The 18545-nt window shown below is 51.5% G+C and carries 22 protein-coding genes and 2 pseudogenes; 4 read left to right on the top strand and 20 right to left on the bottom strand.

All coding sequences use genetic code 11. From position 1 onward, the window contains the following. Positions 1-64 precede the first annotated feature (64 nt). The 13 genes and pseudogenes from recN to RDY34_RS01825 all read right to left on the bottom strand — a co-directional run. The gene (gene recN / locus RDY34_RS01885; RefSeq protein WP_308074357.1) at positions 65-1738 is read right to left on the bottom strand and encodes a DNA repair protein RecN; all 1674 of its coding nucleotides are present in this window, start codon (positions 1736-1738) and stop codon (positions 65-67) included. Between the two features lie 183 nt (positions 1739-1921). After that, positions 1922-2524, bottom strand: a complete 603-nt coding sequence (gene scpB, locus RDY34_RS01880) for an SMC-Scp complex subunit ScpB (protein ID WP_003749777.1) — start codon at positions 2522-2524, stop codon at positions 1922-1924. Between the two features lie 100 nt (positions 2525-2624). Next, positions 2625-3566, bottom strand: a complete 942-nt coding sequence (gene ylqF / locus RDY34_RS01875; RefSeq protein WP_003749780.1) for a ribosome biogenesis GTPase YlqF — start codon at positions 3564-3566, stop codon at positions 2625-2627. 80 nt (positions 3567-3646) lie between these two features. Continuing rightward, positions 3647-4501: an RNase adapter RapZ gene (gene rapZ, locus RDY34_RS01870; protein ID WP_025456589.1), complete on the bottom strand. Its 855-nt coding sequence runs from the start codon at positions 4499-4501 to the stop codon at positions 3647-3649. Further along, complete coding sequence (gene hprK / locus RDY34_RS01865; protein WP_002214066.1) at positions 4482-5444, bottom strand: HPr(Ser) kinase/phosphatase; 963 nt, start codon at positions 5442-5444, stop codon at positions 4482-4484. The genes rapZ and hprK overlap by 20 nt, the downstream gene beginning before the upstream one ends. Before the next feature lie 3 nt (positions 5445-5447). Beyond that, positions 5448-5897 carry a PTS IIA-like nitrogen regulatory protein PtsN gene (gene ptsN, locus RDY34_RS01860; RefSeq protein ID WP_003749565.1) on the bottom strand — a complete coding sequence of 150 codons (450 nt, stop codon included), beginning with the start codon at positions 5895-5897 and terminating at the stop codon, positions 5448-5450. Positions 5898-6081: 184 nt separating this feature from the next. After that, positions 6082-6972, bottom strand: coding sequence for a 4-hydroxybenzoate octaprenyltransferase (ubiA, locus tag RDY34_RS01855; protein WP_025456570.1), 891 nt, complete (start codon positions 6970-6972; stop codon positions 6082-6084). A gap of 31 nt (positions 6973-7003) precedes the next feature. Further along, positions 7004-7480: a chorismate--pyruvate lyase family protein gene (locus tag RDY34_RS01850; RefSeq protein ID WP_003749561.1), complete on the bottom strand. Its 477-nt coding sequence runs from the start codon at positions 7478-7480 to the stop codon at positions 7004-7006. Between the two features lie 14 nt (positions 7481-7494). Next, positions 7495-8142: a dethiobiotin synthase gene (gene bioD, locus RDY34_RS01845; RefSeq protein WP_003749559.1), complete on the bottom strand. Its 648-nt coding sequence runs from the start codon at positions 8140-8142 to the stop codon at positions 7495-7497. Further along, a complete protein-coding gene (bioA, locus tag RDY34_RS01840) occupies positions 8139-9440 on the bottom strand; it encodes an adenosylmethionine--8-amino-7-oxononanoate transaminase (RefSeq protein ID WP_025456569.1) in 1302 nt (433 codons plus the stop codon). Before bioA ends, bioD begins: the two co-directional genes overlap by 4 nt. Before the next feature lie 214 nt (positions 9441-9654). Then, on the bottom strand, positions 9655-9894 hold the full coding sequence (locus RDY34_RS01835) for a hypothetical protein (RefSeq protein ID WP_003749555.1): 240 nt from the start codon (positions 9892-9894) through the stop codon (positions 9655-9657). Between the two features lie 106 nt (positions 9895-10000). Continuing rightward, positions 10001-10486, bottom strand: coding sequence for an FxsA family protein (locus tag RDY34_RS01830; RefSeq protein WP_002214076.1), 486 nt, complete (start codon positions 10484-10486; stop codon positions 10001-10003). A gap of 11 nt (positions 10487-10497) precedes the next feature. Then, positions 10498-10788 (bottom strand): annotated as a pseudogene (locus RDY34_RS01825) (transposase); the annotation flags it as partial. A gap of 344 nt (positions 10789-11132) precedes the next feature. Between RDY34_RS01825 and RDY34_RS01820 the strand changes: the two are divergent. Further along, complete coding sequence (locus RDY34_RS01820) at positions 11133-11339, top strand: hypothetical protein (protein ID WP_003750709.1); 207 nt, start codon at positions 11133-11135, stop codon at positions 11337-11339. Positions 11340-11566: 227 nt separating this feature from the next. Here RDY34_RS01820 and mnmC1 read toward each other — a convergent pair whose 3' ends face one another. Next, positions 11567-13186: an FAD-dependent 5-carboxymethylaminomethyl-2-thiouridine(34) oxidoreductase MnmC1 gene (gene mnmC1 / locus RDY34_RS01815; protein ID WP_115437611.1), complete on the bottom strand. Its 1620-nt coding sequence runs from the start codon at positions 13184-13186 to the stop codon at positions 11567-11569. Between the two features lie 119 nt (positions 13187-13305). Here mnmC1 and RDY34_RS01810 point away from each other — a divergent pair, with 119 nt between their 5' ends. The 3 genes from RDY34_RS01810 (at position 13306) to RDY34_RS01800 (ending at position 15149) form a co-directional block, all read left to right on the top strand. Next, on the top strand, positions 13306-13665 hold the full coding sequence (locus RDY34_RS01810; RefSeq protein ID WP_003750714.1) for a gamma-butyrobetaine hydroxylase family protein: 360 nt from the start codon (positions 13306-13308) through the stop codon (positions 13663-13665). A gap of 53 nt (positions 13666-13718) precedes the next feature. Beyond that, positions 13719-14456, top strand: a complete 738-nt coding sequence (gene ubiE, locus RDY34_RS01805; protein WP_002214049.1) for a bifunctional demethylmenaquinone methyltransferase/2-methoxy-6-polyprenyl-1,4-benzoquinol methylase UbiE — start codon at positions 13719-13721, stop codon at positions 14454-14456. A gap of 219 nt (positions 14457-14675) precedes the next feature. Further along, on the top strand, positions 14676-15149 hold the full coding sequence (locus RDY34_RS01800; RefSeq protein ID WP_003750716.1) for an NGO0322 family iron-responsive protein: 474 nt from the start codon (positions 14676-14678) through the stop codon (positions 15147-15149). 134 nt (positions 15150-15283) lie between these two features. Here RDY34_RS01800 and folK read toward each other — a convergent pair whose 3' ends face one another. From folK to RDY34_RS01770, 6 genes and pseudogenes are all read right to left on the bottom strand, one after another. Further along, entirely contained in the window at positions 15284-15778 is a 495-nt protein-coding gene (gene folK / locus RDY34_RS01795) for a 2-amino-4-hydroxy-6-hydroxymethyldihydropteridine diphosphokinase (protein WP_003750717.1), read from the bottom strand. A 9-nt stretch (positions 15779-15787) separates the two neighbouring features. Further along, complete coding sequence (locus RDY34_RS01790) at positions 15788-16162, bottom strand: SirB2 family protein (RefSeq protein ID WP_003750719.1); 375 nt, start codon at positions 16160-16162, stop codon at positions 15788-15790. 53 nt (positions 16163-16215) lie between these two features. Beyond that, positions 16216-16782, bottom strand: coding sequence for a tRNA 5-(aminomethyl)-2-thiouridylate-methyltransferase MnmM (mnmM, locus tag RDY34_RS01785; RefSeq protein WP_003750721.1), 567 nt, complete (start codon positions 16780-16782; stop codon positions 16216-16218). A gap of 84 nt (positions 16783-16866) precedes the next feature. After that, positions 16867-17160 carry an RNA chaperone Hfq gene (gene hfq, locus RDY34_RS01780; protein WP_003687717.1) on the bottom strand — a complete coding sequence of 98 codons (294 nt, stop codon included), beginning with the start codon at positions 17158-17160 and terminating at the stop codon, positions 16867-16869. 128 nt (positions 17161-17288) lie between these two features. Continuing rightward, positions 17289-18227: a serine hydrolase gene (locus RDY34_RS01775; protein ID WP_308072902.1), complete on the bottom strand. Its 939-nt coding sequence runs from the start codon at positions 18225-18227 to the stop codon at positions 17289-17291. Positions 18228-18376: 149 nt separating this feature from the next. Further along, positions 18377-18490, bottom strand: a pseudogene (locus RDY34_RS01770) (IS5/IS1182 family transposase); the annotation flags it as partial. Positions 18491-18545: the final 55 nt, after the last annotated feature.

Genomic DNA, 18545 nt, shown 5'->3' with positions numbered 1-18545 from the left:
TTTATCTGATCTCTGTCTATTGTTTTAGACTTTTATTTTCAGTTATTTTTATAACTAATTGATTTTAAAATAAACTATTTTTCGACGCAAGTTGCAGCAATTCTGCTGCATGTTGCCGCGTCGTATCGGTAATGATTTCCCCGCCCAACATACGGGCAACCTCTTCGATCCGTTGAATTTCATCCAATATACTGATTTCGCTAATGGTTTGCTCTCCCTCGCTGTGCTTGCGCACCCGCCAGTGGTTTTCGCCGCAGGATGCGACTTGCGGAAGATGGGTAACGGCAAGCACCTGATGTTTTTTACCCAAAGCACGCAGGGCTTTGCCGACCATTTCGGCTACTCCGCCGCCGATGCCGGTATCTACTTCGTCAAAAATCAGCGTGGGGATTTGCGTGTATTGGCTGGTAACTACCTGTAAGGCAAGGCTGATACGCGCCAATTCGCCGCCGGAAGCAACTTTGTTCAGCGGTCTGGACGGACTGCCTTTGTTGGCAGCAACTTGAAATTGAACCTGCTCCAAACCGTGTGCCGTCGGCGACGAAGGTAACAGGACAATATCGAAACGCGCGCCTTTCATGTCAAGGTGTTGCATATGCTCGGTCGTTTCGCCGCTCAAACGCTCTGCAGCCTGATGGCGCATGGCAGAAAGGATGTGGGCAGCTTCCTGATATTCGGCAAAATTGTGGGCAACATTATGCTCGAGCGCGTCCAAATCGGCGGCAGCTTGAAGACTTTGCAGGCGTTCTTCGATTTCTGCCAACTTGGCAGGCAACTCTTCGGGCTCGATACGGTATTTCCGCGCCATCCCCATCAGCTCGCCCATGCGCTGCTCTTGTGCGGCAAGTTCGTTGGGATTGATATCGCTCTGACCTGCCACATCGCGCATATTGGCACTGATTTCGCTCAATTCGGCTTCGATGCTTGCCAACATATTCAGGCTCTCGGCAAAGCGCGGCTCGATGTTTTGCAGATTGGCCAATAGTTTTTGACATTGATAGATATGGCGTTGGATGCCGTTGTCGCCGTCAATCTTGCTTCCGACTTCTTCGGCGGCCTGCAACAGCTCGGCAGAATGGGCAAGGCTGTCGTGGCTTTGGCTGAGGGCTTCCCATTCGCCTTGTTTAATGTTCAACTGATTCAGTTCGTTAAACTGCCATTCCAGACGCTCCCGCTCGATAATGACGGCATCTGCGTGTTCCTGCGCCTCTTGGAGGGCTTTTTTCGTATTGGCCCAGTTTTGATACAGCTGTCTGACGGTTTCCGCCTGCGCCCTGCTGCCTGCAAATGCATCTAGAAGATTCCGTTGGGCGGCTTCCTGATTAAGCGAATGATGGGCATTTTGTCCATGGATATCGATAAGCTGACTGCCGACGGATTTGAGTTGCGCCAAGGTAGCTGCCTGATTGTTGATAAAGCTTCGGCTTTTGCCTTTGGCATCGATAATACGGCGGATGCTAAGTTCTTCTTCTCCGTCATTTAATAGCCCCTGTTCATACAATTCTGCTTTTAAAACAGGCAAATGGGAAATATCAAACAACGCCGACAACTGCGCTTCTTTTGCACCATGGCGTACTTGGCTGTAATCGGCTTTATCACCCAACAGCAGACCAATCGCATCCAAAGTAATGGACTTGCCCGCGCCGGTTTCTCCGGTCAATACGGTAAAGCCGCTTTGAAAATCCAGATTCAGATTTTCAACAATGACAAAATCACGCAAAGAAAGTGTTAGAAGCATTGTGAGGATTCCTTAGCAATTCTACCGACAAAAGCAATATCAACTTTAGATATACGAATTATAACTAAGATTTTTTAAATTAAAAATAAGTTTTTCCTTGATTTTGCTTAGTACTTGTTTTTATCTGCTTATTTGTTGCAATGCCGTCTGAAGCAATGTGCGTTTCAGACGGCATTTGGAATTTCAGTTGGGCAAGGTATCGGACGGTACGGTTTCCGGCTCTTCTTCATCCGTAGGCGGCATTTCTATCAAATCGGGCAAAACCAGTTCGCCCAGTTCGGTCAGCGGAGGAAGTTCTTCCAAACCGTCCAAGCGCAAATCGCTGAGGAACGTTGCCGTTGTCGCCCACAATGCGGGTTTTCCCAATGTGTCCCGATGTCCGATAACTTCAATCCACCCCCGATCCTGCAAGGTCTGCATCACGTTCTGCGACACCGCCACGCCGCGTATGCCCTCGATGTCGCCGCGCGTTATGGGCTGCTGGTAGGCGATAATCGCCAGTGTTTCCATCACGGCGCGGGAGTAGCGCGGCGCACGCTGTTCTTGCAGGCTGCCCAGCCGCTCGAATGCCGTCTGAACAATCTGAAAACGCCAGCCCTCTTGCGTATGCACCAGTTGCAACGCCCTATCCTGCCAACGCGTTTTCAACTGCGCCAACACATCAATCAGTTTGTCCTGCGACAGTGGCGGCACACACAATTCGCGCATAGATTTTTCGGTCAGCGGTTCGGTTTGGGTCAGCAGTGCGGCTTCAATCAGTGCGTCGGGAGAAATTTTGTCGGTCATACGGGTATCCGTGCTGAAACGGCATAGGTTTGGATATGCCGTCTGAAATCGGTTGGAGTAGAGAGAAGCTGCCTGAAAAATATTTTTCAGACGGCATTCTTTATGCTTCCGAAGGCTTCTGCCCTTTACGCTCTGCTTTTCTGGCTTCGCGTATGGCTTTGAGTTCGGCTTCTTTCTGACGGGCTTTTTTGAGCCAAGTTTCCCATTGGTTCGGCGTTTCGAGGGTGATTCTGCCGATTTTGCCTTCACGGAAGTCGGTGAGGATGTTTTCGGCGGCTTTTTGGTAGTTGATCCGTCCGCCGCTGAGGACTGCGCCGCGTTTTTTGGCTATCCATTCGAGCCACGAGTTGTCGTCCCAGTGGCTGCTGGGATCTTTGTCGGCTTGGTAGCGTTCTTGCAGCATGGGGAGGTAGTGGCGGCGGAGGTAGTCTAAAAGTTCGAGGGCGACTTCTTCTTCGTCCAATGCGTTGCGTCCGACTGCGCCGCCGGCGGCGAGGTTGTAGCCGCTTTCTTCGACGATGATTTTCGGCCACAGCATTCCGGGGGTGTCGTACAGCCAGAAGTCGTCGGCAAGGAAAAGGCGTTGTTCGGCTTTGGTGATGCCGGGTTCGTTGCCGGTTTTGGCGGATTTTTTGCCTATCATTCCATTGATTAGGGTGGATTTGCCGACGTTGGGAATGCCGCAAATCAAAACACGCAGGGGTTTGTCTATGCCTTGCCGGTGGGGAATCATCGCGCGGCAGGCTTGGGTGATTTTGCCGTGCGCGCCGGTTTCGGAGGAATCTAGGGCGATGGCACGGGTGTCAGGGCGGCTGTTGTAGTGGTCAAGCCAGACTTTTGTGCGTTCGGGGTCGGCAAGGTCTTGTTTGTTTAAAATTTTGAGTTTGGGTTTGCCTTTGGAAAACTGTGCCAACAGTGGATTTTCGCTGGAGGCGGGCATACGCGCGTCCAGCATTTCAATCACCATATCAACGCTTTTGGCGCGCTCGGCGATGGCTTTTTTCGCCTTGTTCATATGACCGGGAAACCATTGGATTGCCATGTCTGTTCTTTCTTTTCAATATTTGAAATGCCGTCTGAAACGGAAGACGGGGTTTCAGACGGCATAATGGTTTGACGGAATTAGCGGTCTGACAGGTTTTGCGCCTGTCTGTGCCGTATCAGCAATTCATAACGCCCTTTCAACCTTCGGGCGAGTTTTTCGACAATATAGACCGAACGATGCTGCCCGCCGGTACAGCCGATGGCGACGGTAACGTAGCTCCTGCTTTCATCCTCCAAACGCGGCAGCCAATGCGTCAGAAATTTTTCGATGTCGTCCGCCATTTCCTGCACAAGCGGCTGTCCGTCCAAATAATCCCAAACGGGCTTGTCCATACCGGTGTAAGGCCTCAACTCGGGATCGTAATACGGGTTGGGCAGGCTGCGCATATCGAACATAAAATCGGCGTTGTTCGGCACGCCGTATTTGAATCCGAAGGACTCCAAAATCACCAAAAGCCCGGTACGTTCGACCTTCAGCCACTGCCGGACTGCATGGCGGAGCTGTTGGGCATTCATCTTGGAAGTGTCGATACAGTAGGCGATTTCCTTAAGCGGAAACAGCCATTCCCGTTCTTTCTTTAAGCTTTCCAACAAGGTCATATCCTGATTACTCAGAGGGTGGCCTCGCCTGGTTTCGGAAAACCGGCGGACCAACACGCTTTCTTCCGCCTCGACAAACAAAACTTCAACCCTGTGCCCCAGTCCGCGCAGATATGCAATCTGTTCCCGCGCCTGTCCGATGTCAATGCCGGAACGCACATCGACGCTGACCGCCAATTCGGTTTCGTCCGCACGTTCGATATGGTACGACACCAGCGACGGCAGCATTTCCAAGGGCAGGTTGTCCACGCAGAAATAACCCGAATCTTCCATTTGGCGCAGTGCGACGGATTTGCCCGAACCGGACAGCCCGCTAATCAGGACGATTTTCATGATTCTGTTCGTTTTCTTTAAGTTGCGTCTGATGGCGTTCCAAAAATTCGCGCGTACTGTCCTTACCGCGCAACTGCAAAATGTAATTGCGTACCGCCGCCTCAACCAAAACGGCGAGGTTGCGTCCGACGGCGACGGGCAGCGTAACCGAACGGACGTTGACGTTGAGGATGGATTCGGTTTCGGTACGGATACTCAACCGGTCGAGCTGCTTCATGTACTCGTCGTCCGCCTCGACCAAATTGATAATGAGTTGCAGGATTTTTTTGGGGCGGATGGAAGTTTCGCCGAAAATATGGCGGATATTGAGTATCCCCAAGCCGCGCACTTCCAAAAAATCGCGCAGCATAGGCGAACAACGCCCTTCCAGCGTTTCCGGGCCGATGCGGAACAGCTCGACCGCATCGTCGGCAATCAGGCTGTGGCCGCGCGAAATCAGTTCCAATGCCAATTCGCTCTTACCCAGGCCGGAATGCCCGGTAATCAGCACGCCGATTTCAAACACATCGAGAAATACGCCGTGTTTGACGGACGATGCCGCCAGGGTGCGTTGCAGGTAAATCCGCAACACATCCATCAGATAGGGGCTTTCGAGTTTGGAAGTCAGCAGTGGAATATCGTTTTTATGGCAATAGTCGCGCAGTCCCGGGGAAACCGGCAAGCCGTTTGCCACAATGACCAAAGACATAGAAATGTCGAACAGGTCTCCGAACTGATAACCCGTTTCCCCCGATTCGAGACGGTTCAGATATTCCGACTCTGCCAAACCGACCACTTGGATTTGGTTGGGATGGATGAAATTCAGGTGTCCGACCAAGGCGAGGACGGGCTTGTCCGCCTCTACGCCGATACGGTTGTCCGCACCCGAATTGCCGGCGGCCCAGGCGAGTTGCAGTTTGTATTGGTTGTCGTCAAACAGTCGGCGGACAGAGATACTGGGCATATTTTATTCTTCAATCAGAATGGCGCGGGCTTCTTCCGCAGAAGAAACCGTCATCAGCGATTCTCTGATGCTTTTTTGGGAAAACTTGCCGGCCAGTTTGGATAAGACTTCCAAATGCTCGCCGGTTGCGTTTTCCGGAACCAGCAAGATAAAAATCAGGGAAACCGGCTTGCCGTCCGGTGCGTCAAATCCGACGGGTTCGCGCGTACGGATAAACGCGCCCGTTGCCTGCTTCACGCCGGCATAACGGCCGTGAGGGATGGCGACACCCTGCCCCAAACCGGTCGAACCGAGTTTTTCACGGGCAAAAAGACATTCGAAAACATCAGCATGGGACAATGAGGATTCGCGTTCCAAAAGCAGGCCCGCTTCCTCAAACAGCCTTTTTTTACTGCCCACCTCCATATCCAAAACAATATGGGACAAAGGCAAAATTTCGCCGATAAGGCTCATAAGCTTCTCTTTTCAGACATCGCAAAACAGAAAGATTGTACCGACTGCCGGGGCAAATCTCAATCCCGCATACGGTACGGGCTGACATAACACAGCGTTTTAAAAACATATTTTAACGCTTTTCGGCACAGATAGAAATGCCGTCCAAAGCAGTTTACGGCTCTTCAGACGGCATTGCCCTGCCTTATTTCGCGAAAAACGTATGGGCAAAAATGGCGGCAAACCACACCCAACCGATTCTGTTGTTTGCCAAAAACGTTTCAAAACAGATTTGCCGGAGGCGGCTTTTGATGGCGGCATATTGGCGGTATTGCAGCAGCAGGACGATGGGGATTGCCGTCCAATATGCCCATGCCGCACCGATAACCGCCCCCAATGCCGCCATCAGCAGGGTAAAGCCGCCATGACACAGCATAACGGCGGCGATATCGTAACGCCCGAACGTGACGGCGGAGGTTTTGATGCCGATTTTCAAATCGTCTTCTTTATCCGCCATTGCATAAACCGTGTCATACGCCAGAGTCCATAACACATTGGCGGCAAAGAGTATCCACGCTTGAGGCGACACGTTTCCGGCAACGGCGGCAAACGCCATCGGGATACCGAAGGAAAAGGCAAGCCCGAGATAGAGTTGGGGAATCGGAAAAAAACGTTTGGTAAACGGGTAAGTCAGCGCAAGAAACAGGGCGGGCAGGCTCATCAGCCAAGTCAGATGATTCAGCGGAATCAGGCACAATGCGGCAAGCAGGCACAAAAATGCCGTCAGCAGCAGGGCTTCTTTTTTCTTGACCCTGCCCTGTGCGAACGGACGGTTTTTGGTGCGCTCGACAGCCCCGTCAAAATCGCGGTCGGCAAAATCATTGATGACGCAACCGGCACTGCGCATTAAAAACGTACCGATTGTAAACGCCTCCAATACCGTCCAATCCGGAATGCCGTCTGAAGCCAACCACAATGCCCAGTAGGTCGGCCACAGCAAAAGCAGCGTCCCAATGGGCTTGTCCACCCTCATCAGTCTGATATAAACGTCCAAACGATCGGACAGTCGTAAAAATAAAGGGGATTTAAGATTCATATTGCCGCATAGCTTAAAAAAAAACGGTATTTTATCCGATAAAGCGTTTCAGTTCGGGCAGAAAATACTCGGTCAGCAGCATTTCCTCGCCTTGATGGGAAAACCGAGAACGCCGCGCGGCAAAGTACCGTCCGCATCCTTCGTCGGAAACGGCAAACTCAAATGCCGAACGCGCCCCTTCCAAATCGGCTTGAAACAGACGTTCGCCCAAAGGGCGCGTGCCGCAGTCCAAAATGTTTTGCCAAAACGCCGAACCTATCCGGCACTCGCTCCTTGCCGCGACAACAGGGATACCGTCCAGCTTCAACAAAACTTCGCGCACCAGCCTACCTCCGCATTCCGTCTCCAATTCGCCCAGTTTCAGCAGTTCCACCGAAAATGTATGCGGCAAGGCACGCAATGCTGCGGTCAGCGACCGGGCTTTCAATAACCGGCTCATCGGCAGGTCGATGCCGTCTGAAACGGTGGCGGGCAAGTCGGGCAGCCATTTCCCAAATAGGTGTTCCATATTTTTCCCAATCTTTATACCGCATCTGTTTTTGCCAACTCCATCCATTCCGTTTCGGAAAAATCGGCTTTCAGACGGCATTTCAAGTAGCTCAGGCTGTCTTGGGCGATGTGTACGTCGCGGCTGTCGTGGATGTGGTTAAACACGAGGCTGTGCAGGCGAATGCCGTATTGTTTGAGCGCGGCGAAACTGAGTAAGGTGTGGTTGATGCTGCCGAGCCGTCCGCTGGTGACGAGGATGACGGGATAAGCCTGTTGCTGAATATAATCAATGGTCAACAAATCTTCCGTCAGCGGAACCATCAACCCGCCCGCGCCCTCAACCAAGACGATTTCGTATTGCGTCGCCAATTCTTGCGTGGCGGTACGGATTTTCTCCAAGTCCAAAGCCCTGCCGTCCAGTCGGGCAGCGAGATGGGGTGAGGCGGGATAGCTGAAGATTTCGGGCATGGTCAACCCTTGTTTGTCGGCTTCCTGCATGGGTATGCCCATGATTTTGCGGTGGACGGCGATGTCGTCGGCGATATTTTGGCAACCGGTTTGCACGAGCTTTTGCGTGATCACACTTTTGCCTTGCTGCAACAATTGTTTTGCCAATACGCCGGTGGCGACGGTTTTGCCGATGTCCGTATCAATGCCGCTGACGAAGTAAACGCCTTTCATTTGTTGTGTTCCTTCAAAATGTGTACGGTTTTATCGGCAAGTTCGGTCAAGAGGCCGTCTGAAATAATGTAAGGCGGCATGAGGTACACCAGCCTGCCGAAGGGGCGCACCCAAATACCCTGCGCCACGCAATCCGCTTGAAAATGCGCCATATCCACGCCTTTTTCCAACTCAATCACCCCGATGGCGCCCAAAACGCGTACGTCTTTCACGCCGCGAATGTCCCACGCGGCTTTCAGACGGCATTTTAAGATGCTTTCAATGCGGCGGATATTTGCCTGCCAATCTTGGGACAAAAGCAGCTTGACCGAAGCGCAGGCAACGGCGCACGCCAGCGGGTTCGCCATAAATGTCGGGCCGTGCATAAACACGCCCGCTTCGCCCTGCGAAATCGTTTCGGTAACTTTTTGCGAAGTAACCGCCGCCGCCAGCGTCATATAACCGCCGCTCAAGCCCTTGCCGATACACATAATATCCGGCACGACCTCCGCGTGTTCGCAGGCAAACATCTTGCCCGTGCGCCCGAATCCGGTAGCGATTTCGTCAAAAATCAACACGATGTCAAATTCGTCGCACAAATCGCGCAATCCGCAAAGATACTGCGGATGATAAAAATACATGCCGCCCGCGCCCTGCACGACCGGCTCCAAAATAAAGGCGGCAATATCCGCATGATGCGCTTCAAACAAGGCGCGGACAGGTTGCAAATCCGCCTCGTCCCATTCATCGTCGAAACGGCTTTTCGGATTACCGACAAAATAACGCTGCGGCAATGCGCTGCCGAAAATATGGTGCATCCCCGTTTCCGGATCGCAGACGGACATCGCGTTCCAAGTATCGCCGTGATAGCCGCGCCGCACCGTCGCCATATTTTGTTTTGCACGCAAACCCCGCGCCTGCTGATATTGCACCGCCATTTTCAGCGCGACTTCCACCGAAACCGAACCCGAATCCGCATAAAAAATACGGTCCAGCCCCTGCGGCAAAATCCTGACCAACAATTTGCCCAGCTCCACCGCCGACCCGTGCGTCAAACCGCCGAACATCACGTGCGACATTTGTTTCATCTGCGCCTCAACCGCCTGATTCAAAACAGGATGATTGTAGCCGTGTATCGCACACCACCAAGACGACATCCCGTCAACCAGCCGCGTACCGTCCGCCAATTCGATAAACACCCCTTCTGCACGTTTGACAGGATAAACGGGAAGCGGATCGGTCATGGAAGTATAGGGATGGAGCAGATGGGTACGGTCGAAATCACGCAAAGATACCGGTTTTTCCTGTTCAGACGGCATAAGTTTCTCTCTTTTCTTCTTACTGTATTCAAACGCAAAACGCGTATTCTACTCCGACAGACCGCTTCCCACACCTCTCCATCCGTTTCGGGCGCAAAACCGCGAAACAAATCATTCCGCAGCATAAGCGCACACCGTTTCGCATTCCTCAAGCCTGATTGGAATCAGACGGCCCAACGCCCAATACCGTTTCACACAGCCTCCGCCCAACGCTTCAATCAGTCATAAACAAAACGGCAATCCATACGATACAGATCATAGCAACAGCCATCGCAACAACGTTGGCAAAATCAGGGGACTCCGACATAGGCGCATAGCATCTACCGATGCACATCTCCTCATTCGGCTCTATGAATACCATACCCATCACAAAATCCACCGCCAAAACCAGGCACGGCTTCTTATACTTATGATAGATTTCCACCATCCTGCCCCATATATCCCAAACATTCATACCGCATATTCCGCAGGCAACAAATTCCGATTGAAGGTTACAGCCCTATTTTATTTTCAAACCGGAAAAATGCCGTCTGAACCTTCAGACGGCATTCCATTCATATTTATTCGTCTTTTTTGTGTTCGATGGCGTTTCGGGAACGATTGCCGCCGTAAGGCTCTTCAACCGTATATTCTCCCTCGATAATATCGTCATCGCGGGAAAAGCCCTCTTTTCTGCCCGATTGGTTCATGTTGAAAAAATTTTCCGCACCTCCTGCCTGCAACACTGCCCCTCCCTTAAACGGCAGCAGCAGCAATACCGCCAACACCGAGGATACGAATCCCGGACTCATCAGACACACCGCCGCCACCGTATAACGGATAGGCCACAACATCTGATAAACGGATACCCTCCCGCCGCTTCTCATTGCCGCGCCCGCCAATAAAAGACCGGACAGCCCCGTATGCCTGAGCATCAGCACGCCGGCGGCAAAGTCTGCCGCCATCAGAAACAACGTCCAGCCGCCGCCCAGCCAATCGGCAACCCACACAATCGACATAATCTCCAAAAACAGCAGCACCAAAAAACCAATACCGAAAAATCTCATTGACCGTCATCCTTACCATTTCGCTTCAAAAGACCGAATACGGCGACTTTACTGGCAGCACCGCGACTGCGTTTACCTTTGCGTTGCCCGCCAAAATAACTTTCATCTGCTTCTACTTCGCCATCAAACATTTCCAAATGTGGACTGTTTTGATAAATAAGTAATCGTAAACGATGAAAATAATAGGCTGCGGTATTTTTATTAACGCCTACTAACTCTGCTGCTGTTCTTGCAGTTACACCTGCGACAAATAGCTCAATGAGTTTATTTTGTTTATACTGGCTTAGACGAGTTTTTCTCATAGGGATAATTCTAACTTAATTTGAATTTCCCTGGTTATCTAGGACAGCCCCTAACTTAAACTCAACAAGTAGCATGTGTGCGGAACGCACGTATGCGGTTCTCAAGGTTTGAGCTAAGAGACCGTCTGAAAACAGAAAACCCGTTTCAGACGGTCTTAGTTTGATGTCATTGAGCCAGCGGGTTACAAAGCGTAGTCAATGCCGCTGCGCCTTATGCCTCAGAAGCAATAGGCAGGACATTCGGCCACGGTGAAAACAGAAACGAAACCGCCCAGGCAATCGGACATTTCCTTTTAGGTGCAACTATCGCTCGCGTCAACGGTGGTAATTTTGCTGCCGGCGGCTTGGCAGCAGTTGCAGCTGAAAAGGCAGCGGAACATCTTGTTCAACAGTATAACGATGGTAAAACCGCAATCGATCCGCAAACAGGCGAGTTCAATGCCAACCTGCTGCCGGAACATATTAAAGAAGAAATCAAATCAAAGAGCGGGGTGATTGCATCACTGACGGGAGCGGCCGTGGGCGGCACGCCGATAGACGTGCAAATCTGAGGGTCGGTCGGACAGAATGGAGTAGAGAATAATTTAGTGGGTATATCATATGTTGTATTGACAGCTTTTTCGCATACTCACTGATTTTTTAAAATCTTTTTACATGTTATAGAAATTTCGGTGTGGGAAAGTGATAAAAGTTTTAGGTTGTGTATGTGTCGCAGCATTAAGACCTTATCTAAGATATGAATATTAGCCTAGAGTTTCAAAGAGAATGCGGCAAAGGCTTAAGGAGTCAGGTTTTGCTTTCTGACGATGGCGCGGATAACGGTACGGTTGGGGTGGAGGGCGTGGCGCAGGCGTTTTGAGAGGGGGTGGGGCAAACCTAGGATTTCGGCTGCAATGGCGGCGGCGCATATGGGGGCGGTGGCGAGTCCGCGGGTGCCGTGCGCGGTGTTGGCGTAGGCATTAGGCAGATATGGGCATGGGGCGTCGATGCGGTAGTTTTTGTCCAGCGCAAGTTTGGCGTAAGTTTGTTGCATGGCGGCAATGTCGCTGAGTGCGCCGACGATGGGCAGATGGTCGGGACTGTCGCAGCGCATGGCGGCGTGCCCTTGGTGTTTTTGGGGGTTTGGGTTGGCGGCGAACAATGATTCGGCAAGGGCGGGGTTAAGGTGTGCCAATGCTTGGCGGTTTGAGGTTTCTTCGGCGTCGTTCCATCCGGTATGGCTGCTGTTGGGAATAAAACTCGCGCCGTAGCAGTGCAGTCCGTGCCACGACGGGCTGATGTAGCTTTCGCCTGAAACGGCGCAACGCAGTTGTTCGGAAAACGGGGTGGACGGTGTGAGGCCGGTTTGTCCGCGTATTTGCCTGAGGGGCAGGGCGGCGAGGTTGGTTTCGGGCAGGCAGGGGCTGTGCGCGCCGGTGCAGTAGATGATGTGTGTGGCGGAAAATATGCCGTTTGGCGTGCTTGCAATCCACTTTTCCCCGTCGTGGGAAATGTCGGTTAACGGTGTGTCTTCGTGCAGTCCGATCAGCGGATGGCTGAGGAGGGCGCGGACGAATGCGGGCGGATTGAGCCATACGCCGTGCTGCCAAAACAGTCCGCATAATGGTTCGGCGTAGGGGGTGTTCAGCGGGATACCGGCGATTTTTTCGGCTTCTGCCTGCGTGATGCTGCGGTAGAGGTGGTTATGGTGTTTTTGCAAACCCAATTCGTGATTGCGTTGTTGTTCGGTGCGGCTGTAATTGAGGTGGATGATGCCGTTTCCGCCCCATGTGTCGGAGTCGGGCAAGATGTGTTCGAGCAGGCGTTTGGTGTAGCCGTAACCGGCAATCAGCAGTTCGGTCTGTTCGGTGTCGTGCGGCGAGATTTTGGCGTAGAGCAGCCCTTGGCGGTTGCCGCTGGCGGCTTGGGCAGCTTTTCGGGCTTCCAATACGGTAACGGAAATGCCGTGTGATGCTAAGGCGTGGGCGGTCGATGCGCCGGATATGCCCGCTCCGATAACGAGAATGTGTTCCGGTTTTTGCCGTTCGGATGTTTGTGGAAGTGCAAACCAGGGTTTGTCGGACTTGCTTTCGGTTTGCGGGATGGCTTCGGTCTGCCAGGAAATGTGGTGGAAGTGTTCGTGCAGGCGGCGGGTGCGTGAAGGGGGAACCAGCCAGAAGCGGACATCGGGCAGGATGTGTTCGATGAGGTTGATGCTGTCGAACTGGAGGCACTGCGTTGCCTGATCCAAACGGTGCTTCAGACGGCATTCCGCGTCTGAAGCATCTTGTGCGGTTTGAAAATCGGGAATCTGATTATCGGGGAGGCAGATAATCAGGTTGAGTGGGGGGGTGGGTTTGCGGATGGCTTGGTCGAGTGTGCGGATGTCGGGAACGCCGTCCCATACGAGATTGTCCATATCAATGCCGTCTGAAATGTGGGTTTGAATATCGGTATCGGGATAAAGCTGTTAAAATACGCGCCGTTTGAAGGCACGCCTGCGCCTGCCGGATATTGTATGCCGAACCGAGGTGTTTTTTGAATAATATTCCTGTTGAAATCCGTTTGTTGAAAAACCGTACCGTGTTGGTTTTGACTTATGGGGACGAACCTAAAAGTCTGCCTGCCGAATTTTTACGCGTCTATTCGCCGAGTGCGGAAGTGCGCGGACACGGCGTGGGACAGGATGTTTTGCAGACCGGCAAGGCGGATGTCCAAATCACGGATTTGCAGCCTGTCGGACAGTATGCGCTGAAAATCAGTTTTTCGGACGGGCACGACAGCGGTCTTTACGATTGGGCGTATCTGCACCGACTGGCATACGGATACGATGCAATGTGGCAGGAATATTTGGACAAATTGGCGGCGGCGGGCGCGTCGCGTTTTGAAGAGAAATAAGACCGGTCGGATGGCAATCTGACGGGCAACGGTATCAGAGAGGTGGTTAGAATATGGGCGGACAGAAAACGCATTTCGGGTTCAGTACGGTCAACGAAGACGAAAAAGCCGGAAAAGTGGCGGAAGTGTTCCACTCCGTCGCCAAAAACTACGACATTATGAACGATGTCATGTCGGCAGGGCTGCACAGGGTGTGGAAGCATTTCACCATCAACACGGCGCACCTGAAAAAAGGTGATAAAGTGTTGGACATTGCGGGCGGTACGGGCGATTTGTCGCGCGGTTGGGCGAAACGGGTCGGCAAGGAAGGCGAGGTTTGGCTGACCGATATTAATTCTTCCATGCTGACCGTCGGGCGCGACCGTCTGTTGAACGAAGGCATGATTCTTCCCGTATCGCTTGCCGATGCGGAAAAACTGCCTTTCCCCGACAATTATTTCAACTTGGTTTCCGTGGCGTTCGGCTTGCGGAACATGACGCATAAAGATGCCGCGCTGAAAGAGATGTACCGTGTTTTGAAACCGGGCGGCACGTTGCTGGTGTTGGAGTTTTCCAAAATCTACAAACCTTTGGAAGGCGCGTATGATTTCTATTCGTTCAAGCTGCTGCCGGTCATGGGCAAACTGATTGCCAAAGATGCGGACAGCTACCAGTATCTCGCCGAGTCCATCCGTATGCACCCCGATCAGGAAACTTTGAAACAGATGATGCTGGATGCAGGCTTTGACAGCGTGGATTATCACAATATGAGTGCGGGCATCGTCGCGCTGCATAAGGGCGTGAAATTTTAAACGGACTGCCTGTGAAACCAATGCCGTCTGAACACGTTTCAGACGGCATTTTTGTGTTTCTTGAGACAAAGGTTTTAAATCTTAAAAATTAATTTACATATATATCAATAATTTATAAGCTTTTTAAAAAATAGGAACAATTATCATTTGCAAGATTGGGAGATGTCTGTATAATGCAGTCAATCCAGTAAACAACGCAGCAGACGAAAGGAGGGAAAAATGCCGGAAAGTATTTTTAAACAGATTTCCCTTGATATTTTGAAACTGCATCGGGATTCTGTTTATTCGCTGCTTGCCACTTCCGGCTGCAACTGTCAGGTGCATGAAGCGGCGTATGTCAACATCGACGGCAAATATTATATTTCGCTTTCATGCGAGCCCGAGGTGGGGGAAGTTAAAACAGGCATTTTGCTGATTGAGGATGAAAGCCGCAACCTTCGTTTGAGCTGGGTCGGCAGTGCGCGGGAGCTTGACCGCAAGGATAGTGCCTACAAACGCGCCCTGTCCGCGTTGTCCAGAAAGCTGGGGCGGTGTAAGGACAAGCTGCATACGGCGGTTCAACCGTTTCTGTTGGAGCTGGTACCGGAGAAAGGCAGATTTTCTGTCGGCGATGAAGAAGTTTGGATTTCTCGAAACGATTTAGTGAGGGCTTTATATCCTGTCGGATACAGTATGCGGCAGGCAATGTTGTAGATTTAAAGTTTTGGTAGTGGTTTGTGTTCCTTTTGCGCCCCTTTCCCAAGGGGCGATTTTTTTGCACGCGTGTTGGCGGCAAAGGAAAAATGCCGTCTGAAACCGGTGTTCGGACGGCATTTCCGTGTGGCGGATTATTCTTCGGGCAAAAGGCGGATACCTTGATTGCCGAGCTGTTTTGACAATTCGGTAACCCTTCCGTGTTTTCCCAAAATAAAATCAGGGAGGATTTCTGCCAAAGGGCGTATGACGAAACTGCGTTCGTGCGCGCGCGGATGCGGCAGGGTAAGGCGGGGGTCGTCGCTGGAGATGCCGTCAAAGTCGATAATGTCCAAATCCAATGTGCGCGGCGCGTTGCGGAAGCTGCGTTCGCGTCCGAAATCAGCCTCGATACGGTTGAGTTCGGCAAGCAGGGCAATGCCGTCCAGAGTGGTGGAAACGGTGCAGACGGCATTGACGAAATCGGGCTGATTGTCGTAACCGACGGGCGCGGTCATATACAGTGAGGAAGCCTGTTTAAGACGGATGTCAGGATGGGACGACAGCGTGTCCAATGCGGCGCGTACCTGTTGGGCAGGGTTTTCAAGATTACTGCCCAGGGCGATGACGGCAAAATGTCTGTTGTTCATAACGGTGTTTCAGAAAGGCAGGACTTTGGTTTTGGCAAGGTAAACGATGCAGGCGACGCAACACATGGCGAGCAGGTAAACAGTGTAGAACTTGGTCGAACGAGGACGGGCGCGCATCATCATCATACCCAATGCGATATAGGCGAGCAGAAGCAGGATTTTTGTACCGAGCCATGGTGCGTTGAACGGGGAGAAATGGGTAATTTTCATCAGCCACAATCCCGTAAACAGCAGCATGGTGTCGTTGAGGTGGGGCAGTGCCTTCCAAAAGCCCGCCAAGGGTTTTTCGGGATTTTTCCAAAGCAGGAAAAAGCGGATGTTGAATACCAAAATGGTAACGGTAACGAAGATTTGGTGGCTGTATTTGACAAACAGATACTGCATGGTCGGCTCTTATCAAAATAAGGGTTGGAATCGGCTTATTTTACCGCAAACATTTATTTTTGACGTAACTTTTCAAATGCCAACAGATAGGGTGGGTTGTTTTTCCGGTTGGTAAAGCCGTAACGCAAAACGGCAAACTGTTCTTGAGGCAGGTTTTTTGCCCATTGTCCGACGGCTTCTGCTTCCTGCTTTCCGTTTTCGTGTCCCGGATAGAGGATGGCAATAAGCATACCGTTTTCTTTCAGTAGGGATAAGGTGGCAGAAAGGGCGGCAATGCTGGTTTCCTTGTCGGTGGTCAGATTCTTGTCGCCTCCGGGCAGCCAGCCGAAATTGAAAACGGCTGCATCCAGCGGCTCCGGAATATATTGCTTCAGGTTTTCATGTCCGTCCAAGATGAGCCGTACATTGCTGTAACCTGCTTCCTGCAGACGGCATCGGGTGTTGTTCAGGGCTTGGGGCTGGACATCGAATGCCCACACTTTTCCCCGGATGCCTACGGTTTGTGCGAGGAAAAGGGTGTCGTGTCCGTTGCCAGCGGTGCCGTCCAAAGCATTGCCGCCTTCGGGAAGTGCCTGCCGCAAAAGGCAATGGGCGAATGGAAGGATGTTTTTCAATAACATTTTGAAATGCCGTCTGAAAATAAAAATACCTTACCGTTGTCCGGTAAGGTATTGAAAGATATGACACGTCATGCTTCGTGCGGATTATTCGGCAGGCTGCTGGACGGTTTCCACTTGGACAAGGGTCGAAGCCGGTGCGGCTTGGGGTTTGTTTTCATGTTGGAGGTTGACGGAGCGAGCCGGTACGATGGTGGAAATGGCGTGTTTGTAAACCATTTGGGTTACGGAAGTGTTTCTTAGAAGAACGACGTATTGGTCGAAAGATTCGACCTGACCTTGCAGTTTGATGCCGTTGACCAGGTAAATCGAAACCGGAACATGCTCTTTACGCAGGGCGTTCAGGAAGGGATCTTGCAACATTTGTCCTTTAGCTGTCATATTTTTAACTCCGTTATTATGATTGTGAAATCGGGCAGAAGCCCTGTGCGTGTCGAATTGTAGCCTTGAATAGGAAAAATTACCAATTTTTTTTGTGTTTGGGCGGTTTTCCGCCGGGCATTTGTATGTTAGGAGCGTTGCTGCAGCATCCACGATTCGATTTTGCGGGCGTCGTTGACCCGCGTGGCGGATGTGGGCGAGTTCAGCAATACGATGGTAACGGGTTGGTTTTGAATGTTGGCTTTGACAACCATAGACCTGCCTGCTTCGCGTATGTAGCCGGTTTTCTGCAATTCGATGTTCCACATGCCTTCCCTGACCAGGGCATTGGAGTTTTTGTAGTTCTGCTGCCCGTTTTTGGTCTGTACTGAGGCGTAGTTGGAAGTCGAGTTAGTGCGGATTTGCGGATATTGGGCGGCAGCGTTGACCATGAGGCTCAGGTCTTTGGCGGTAGAAACGTTTTGGAAGTTGAGTCCGGTCGGTTCGTAAAAGCGGCTGCTGTACATGCCCAGGCTTTGGGCTTTACGGTTCATGGCGGCGACAAATGCGCCCATGCCGCCGGGGTAGGTTCTGCCCAATGCATGGGTGGCTCGGTTTTCGCTGCTCATCAGGCTTAAGTGAAGCAGCTCTTTCCGAGTAAGGGACGTGCCGATGGCAAGACGGCTGCTGGTCCCTTTGAGGCGGTCGATTTCGTCGGGCGTGATGGTAACGGTTTCGTTCATGTCCAAGTTTGCATCCAAAACGACCATCGCGCTCATCAGTTTGGAAATGGAAGCGATGGGCATGATTCTGTCGGCATTTTTCTGATACAGTATTTGTCCGGTTTTGTTGTTGACGACCAGGGCAGACTGTGAGGAGAGAATCAGACTGCTTGTGATGGCTTGGGTGTTGGTGGGGTGTATCGTGCTTTCGGCGAATATTTCTATCGGATCGGAGGAGGTAAGCATGTTCTGTTCTAAAAATTGCCCTAAAATGTCGTTGTCGGCAAAAAGGTGGGCTGACGGCAGGGAAAGGCAGAGACCGAGCAGCAGGGCGAGGCGCAGGTGTTTCAGTGGGCGGATGGACATTTTTGATTCCATATTTTTGAGTATTGGCGTTATTTTGTTGAAAAAACAGCCATCTGTAAAGTATGTTGTCTGACAGGAGACTGCCCGTAGGCGGGCGGTCTTGTTGTGTTTTGGGGGTTGGGTTTTATAACATTCTGTTTTTAAATCGGAACATATAGTGGATTAAATTTAAACCAGTACGTCGTTGCCTCGCCTTGCCGTATTATTTGTACTGTCTGCGGCTTCGTCGCCTTGTCCTGATTTAAATTTAATCCACTATATTTTTGTGGTTTGACATGGATATTTTTCATGCCGTCGTGTGTCGGTTTGGATGTTTCC

Source organism: Neisseria polysaccharea (assembly GCF_963392925.1).
GTDB classification, from domain to species: Bacteria; Pseudomonadota; Gammaproteobacteria; order Burkholderiales; family Neisseriaceae; genus Neisseria; species Neisseria polysaccharea.
The sequence above is the reverse complement of the archived record's forward strand: the minus strand, read 5'-3'. Positions and strand labels throughout refer to the sequence as shown.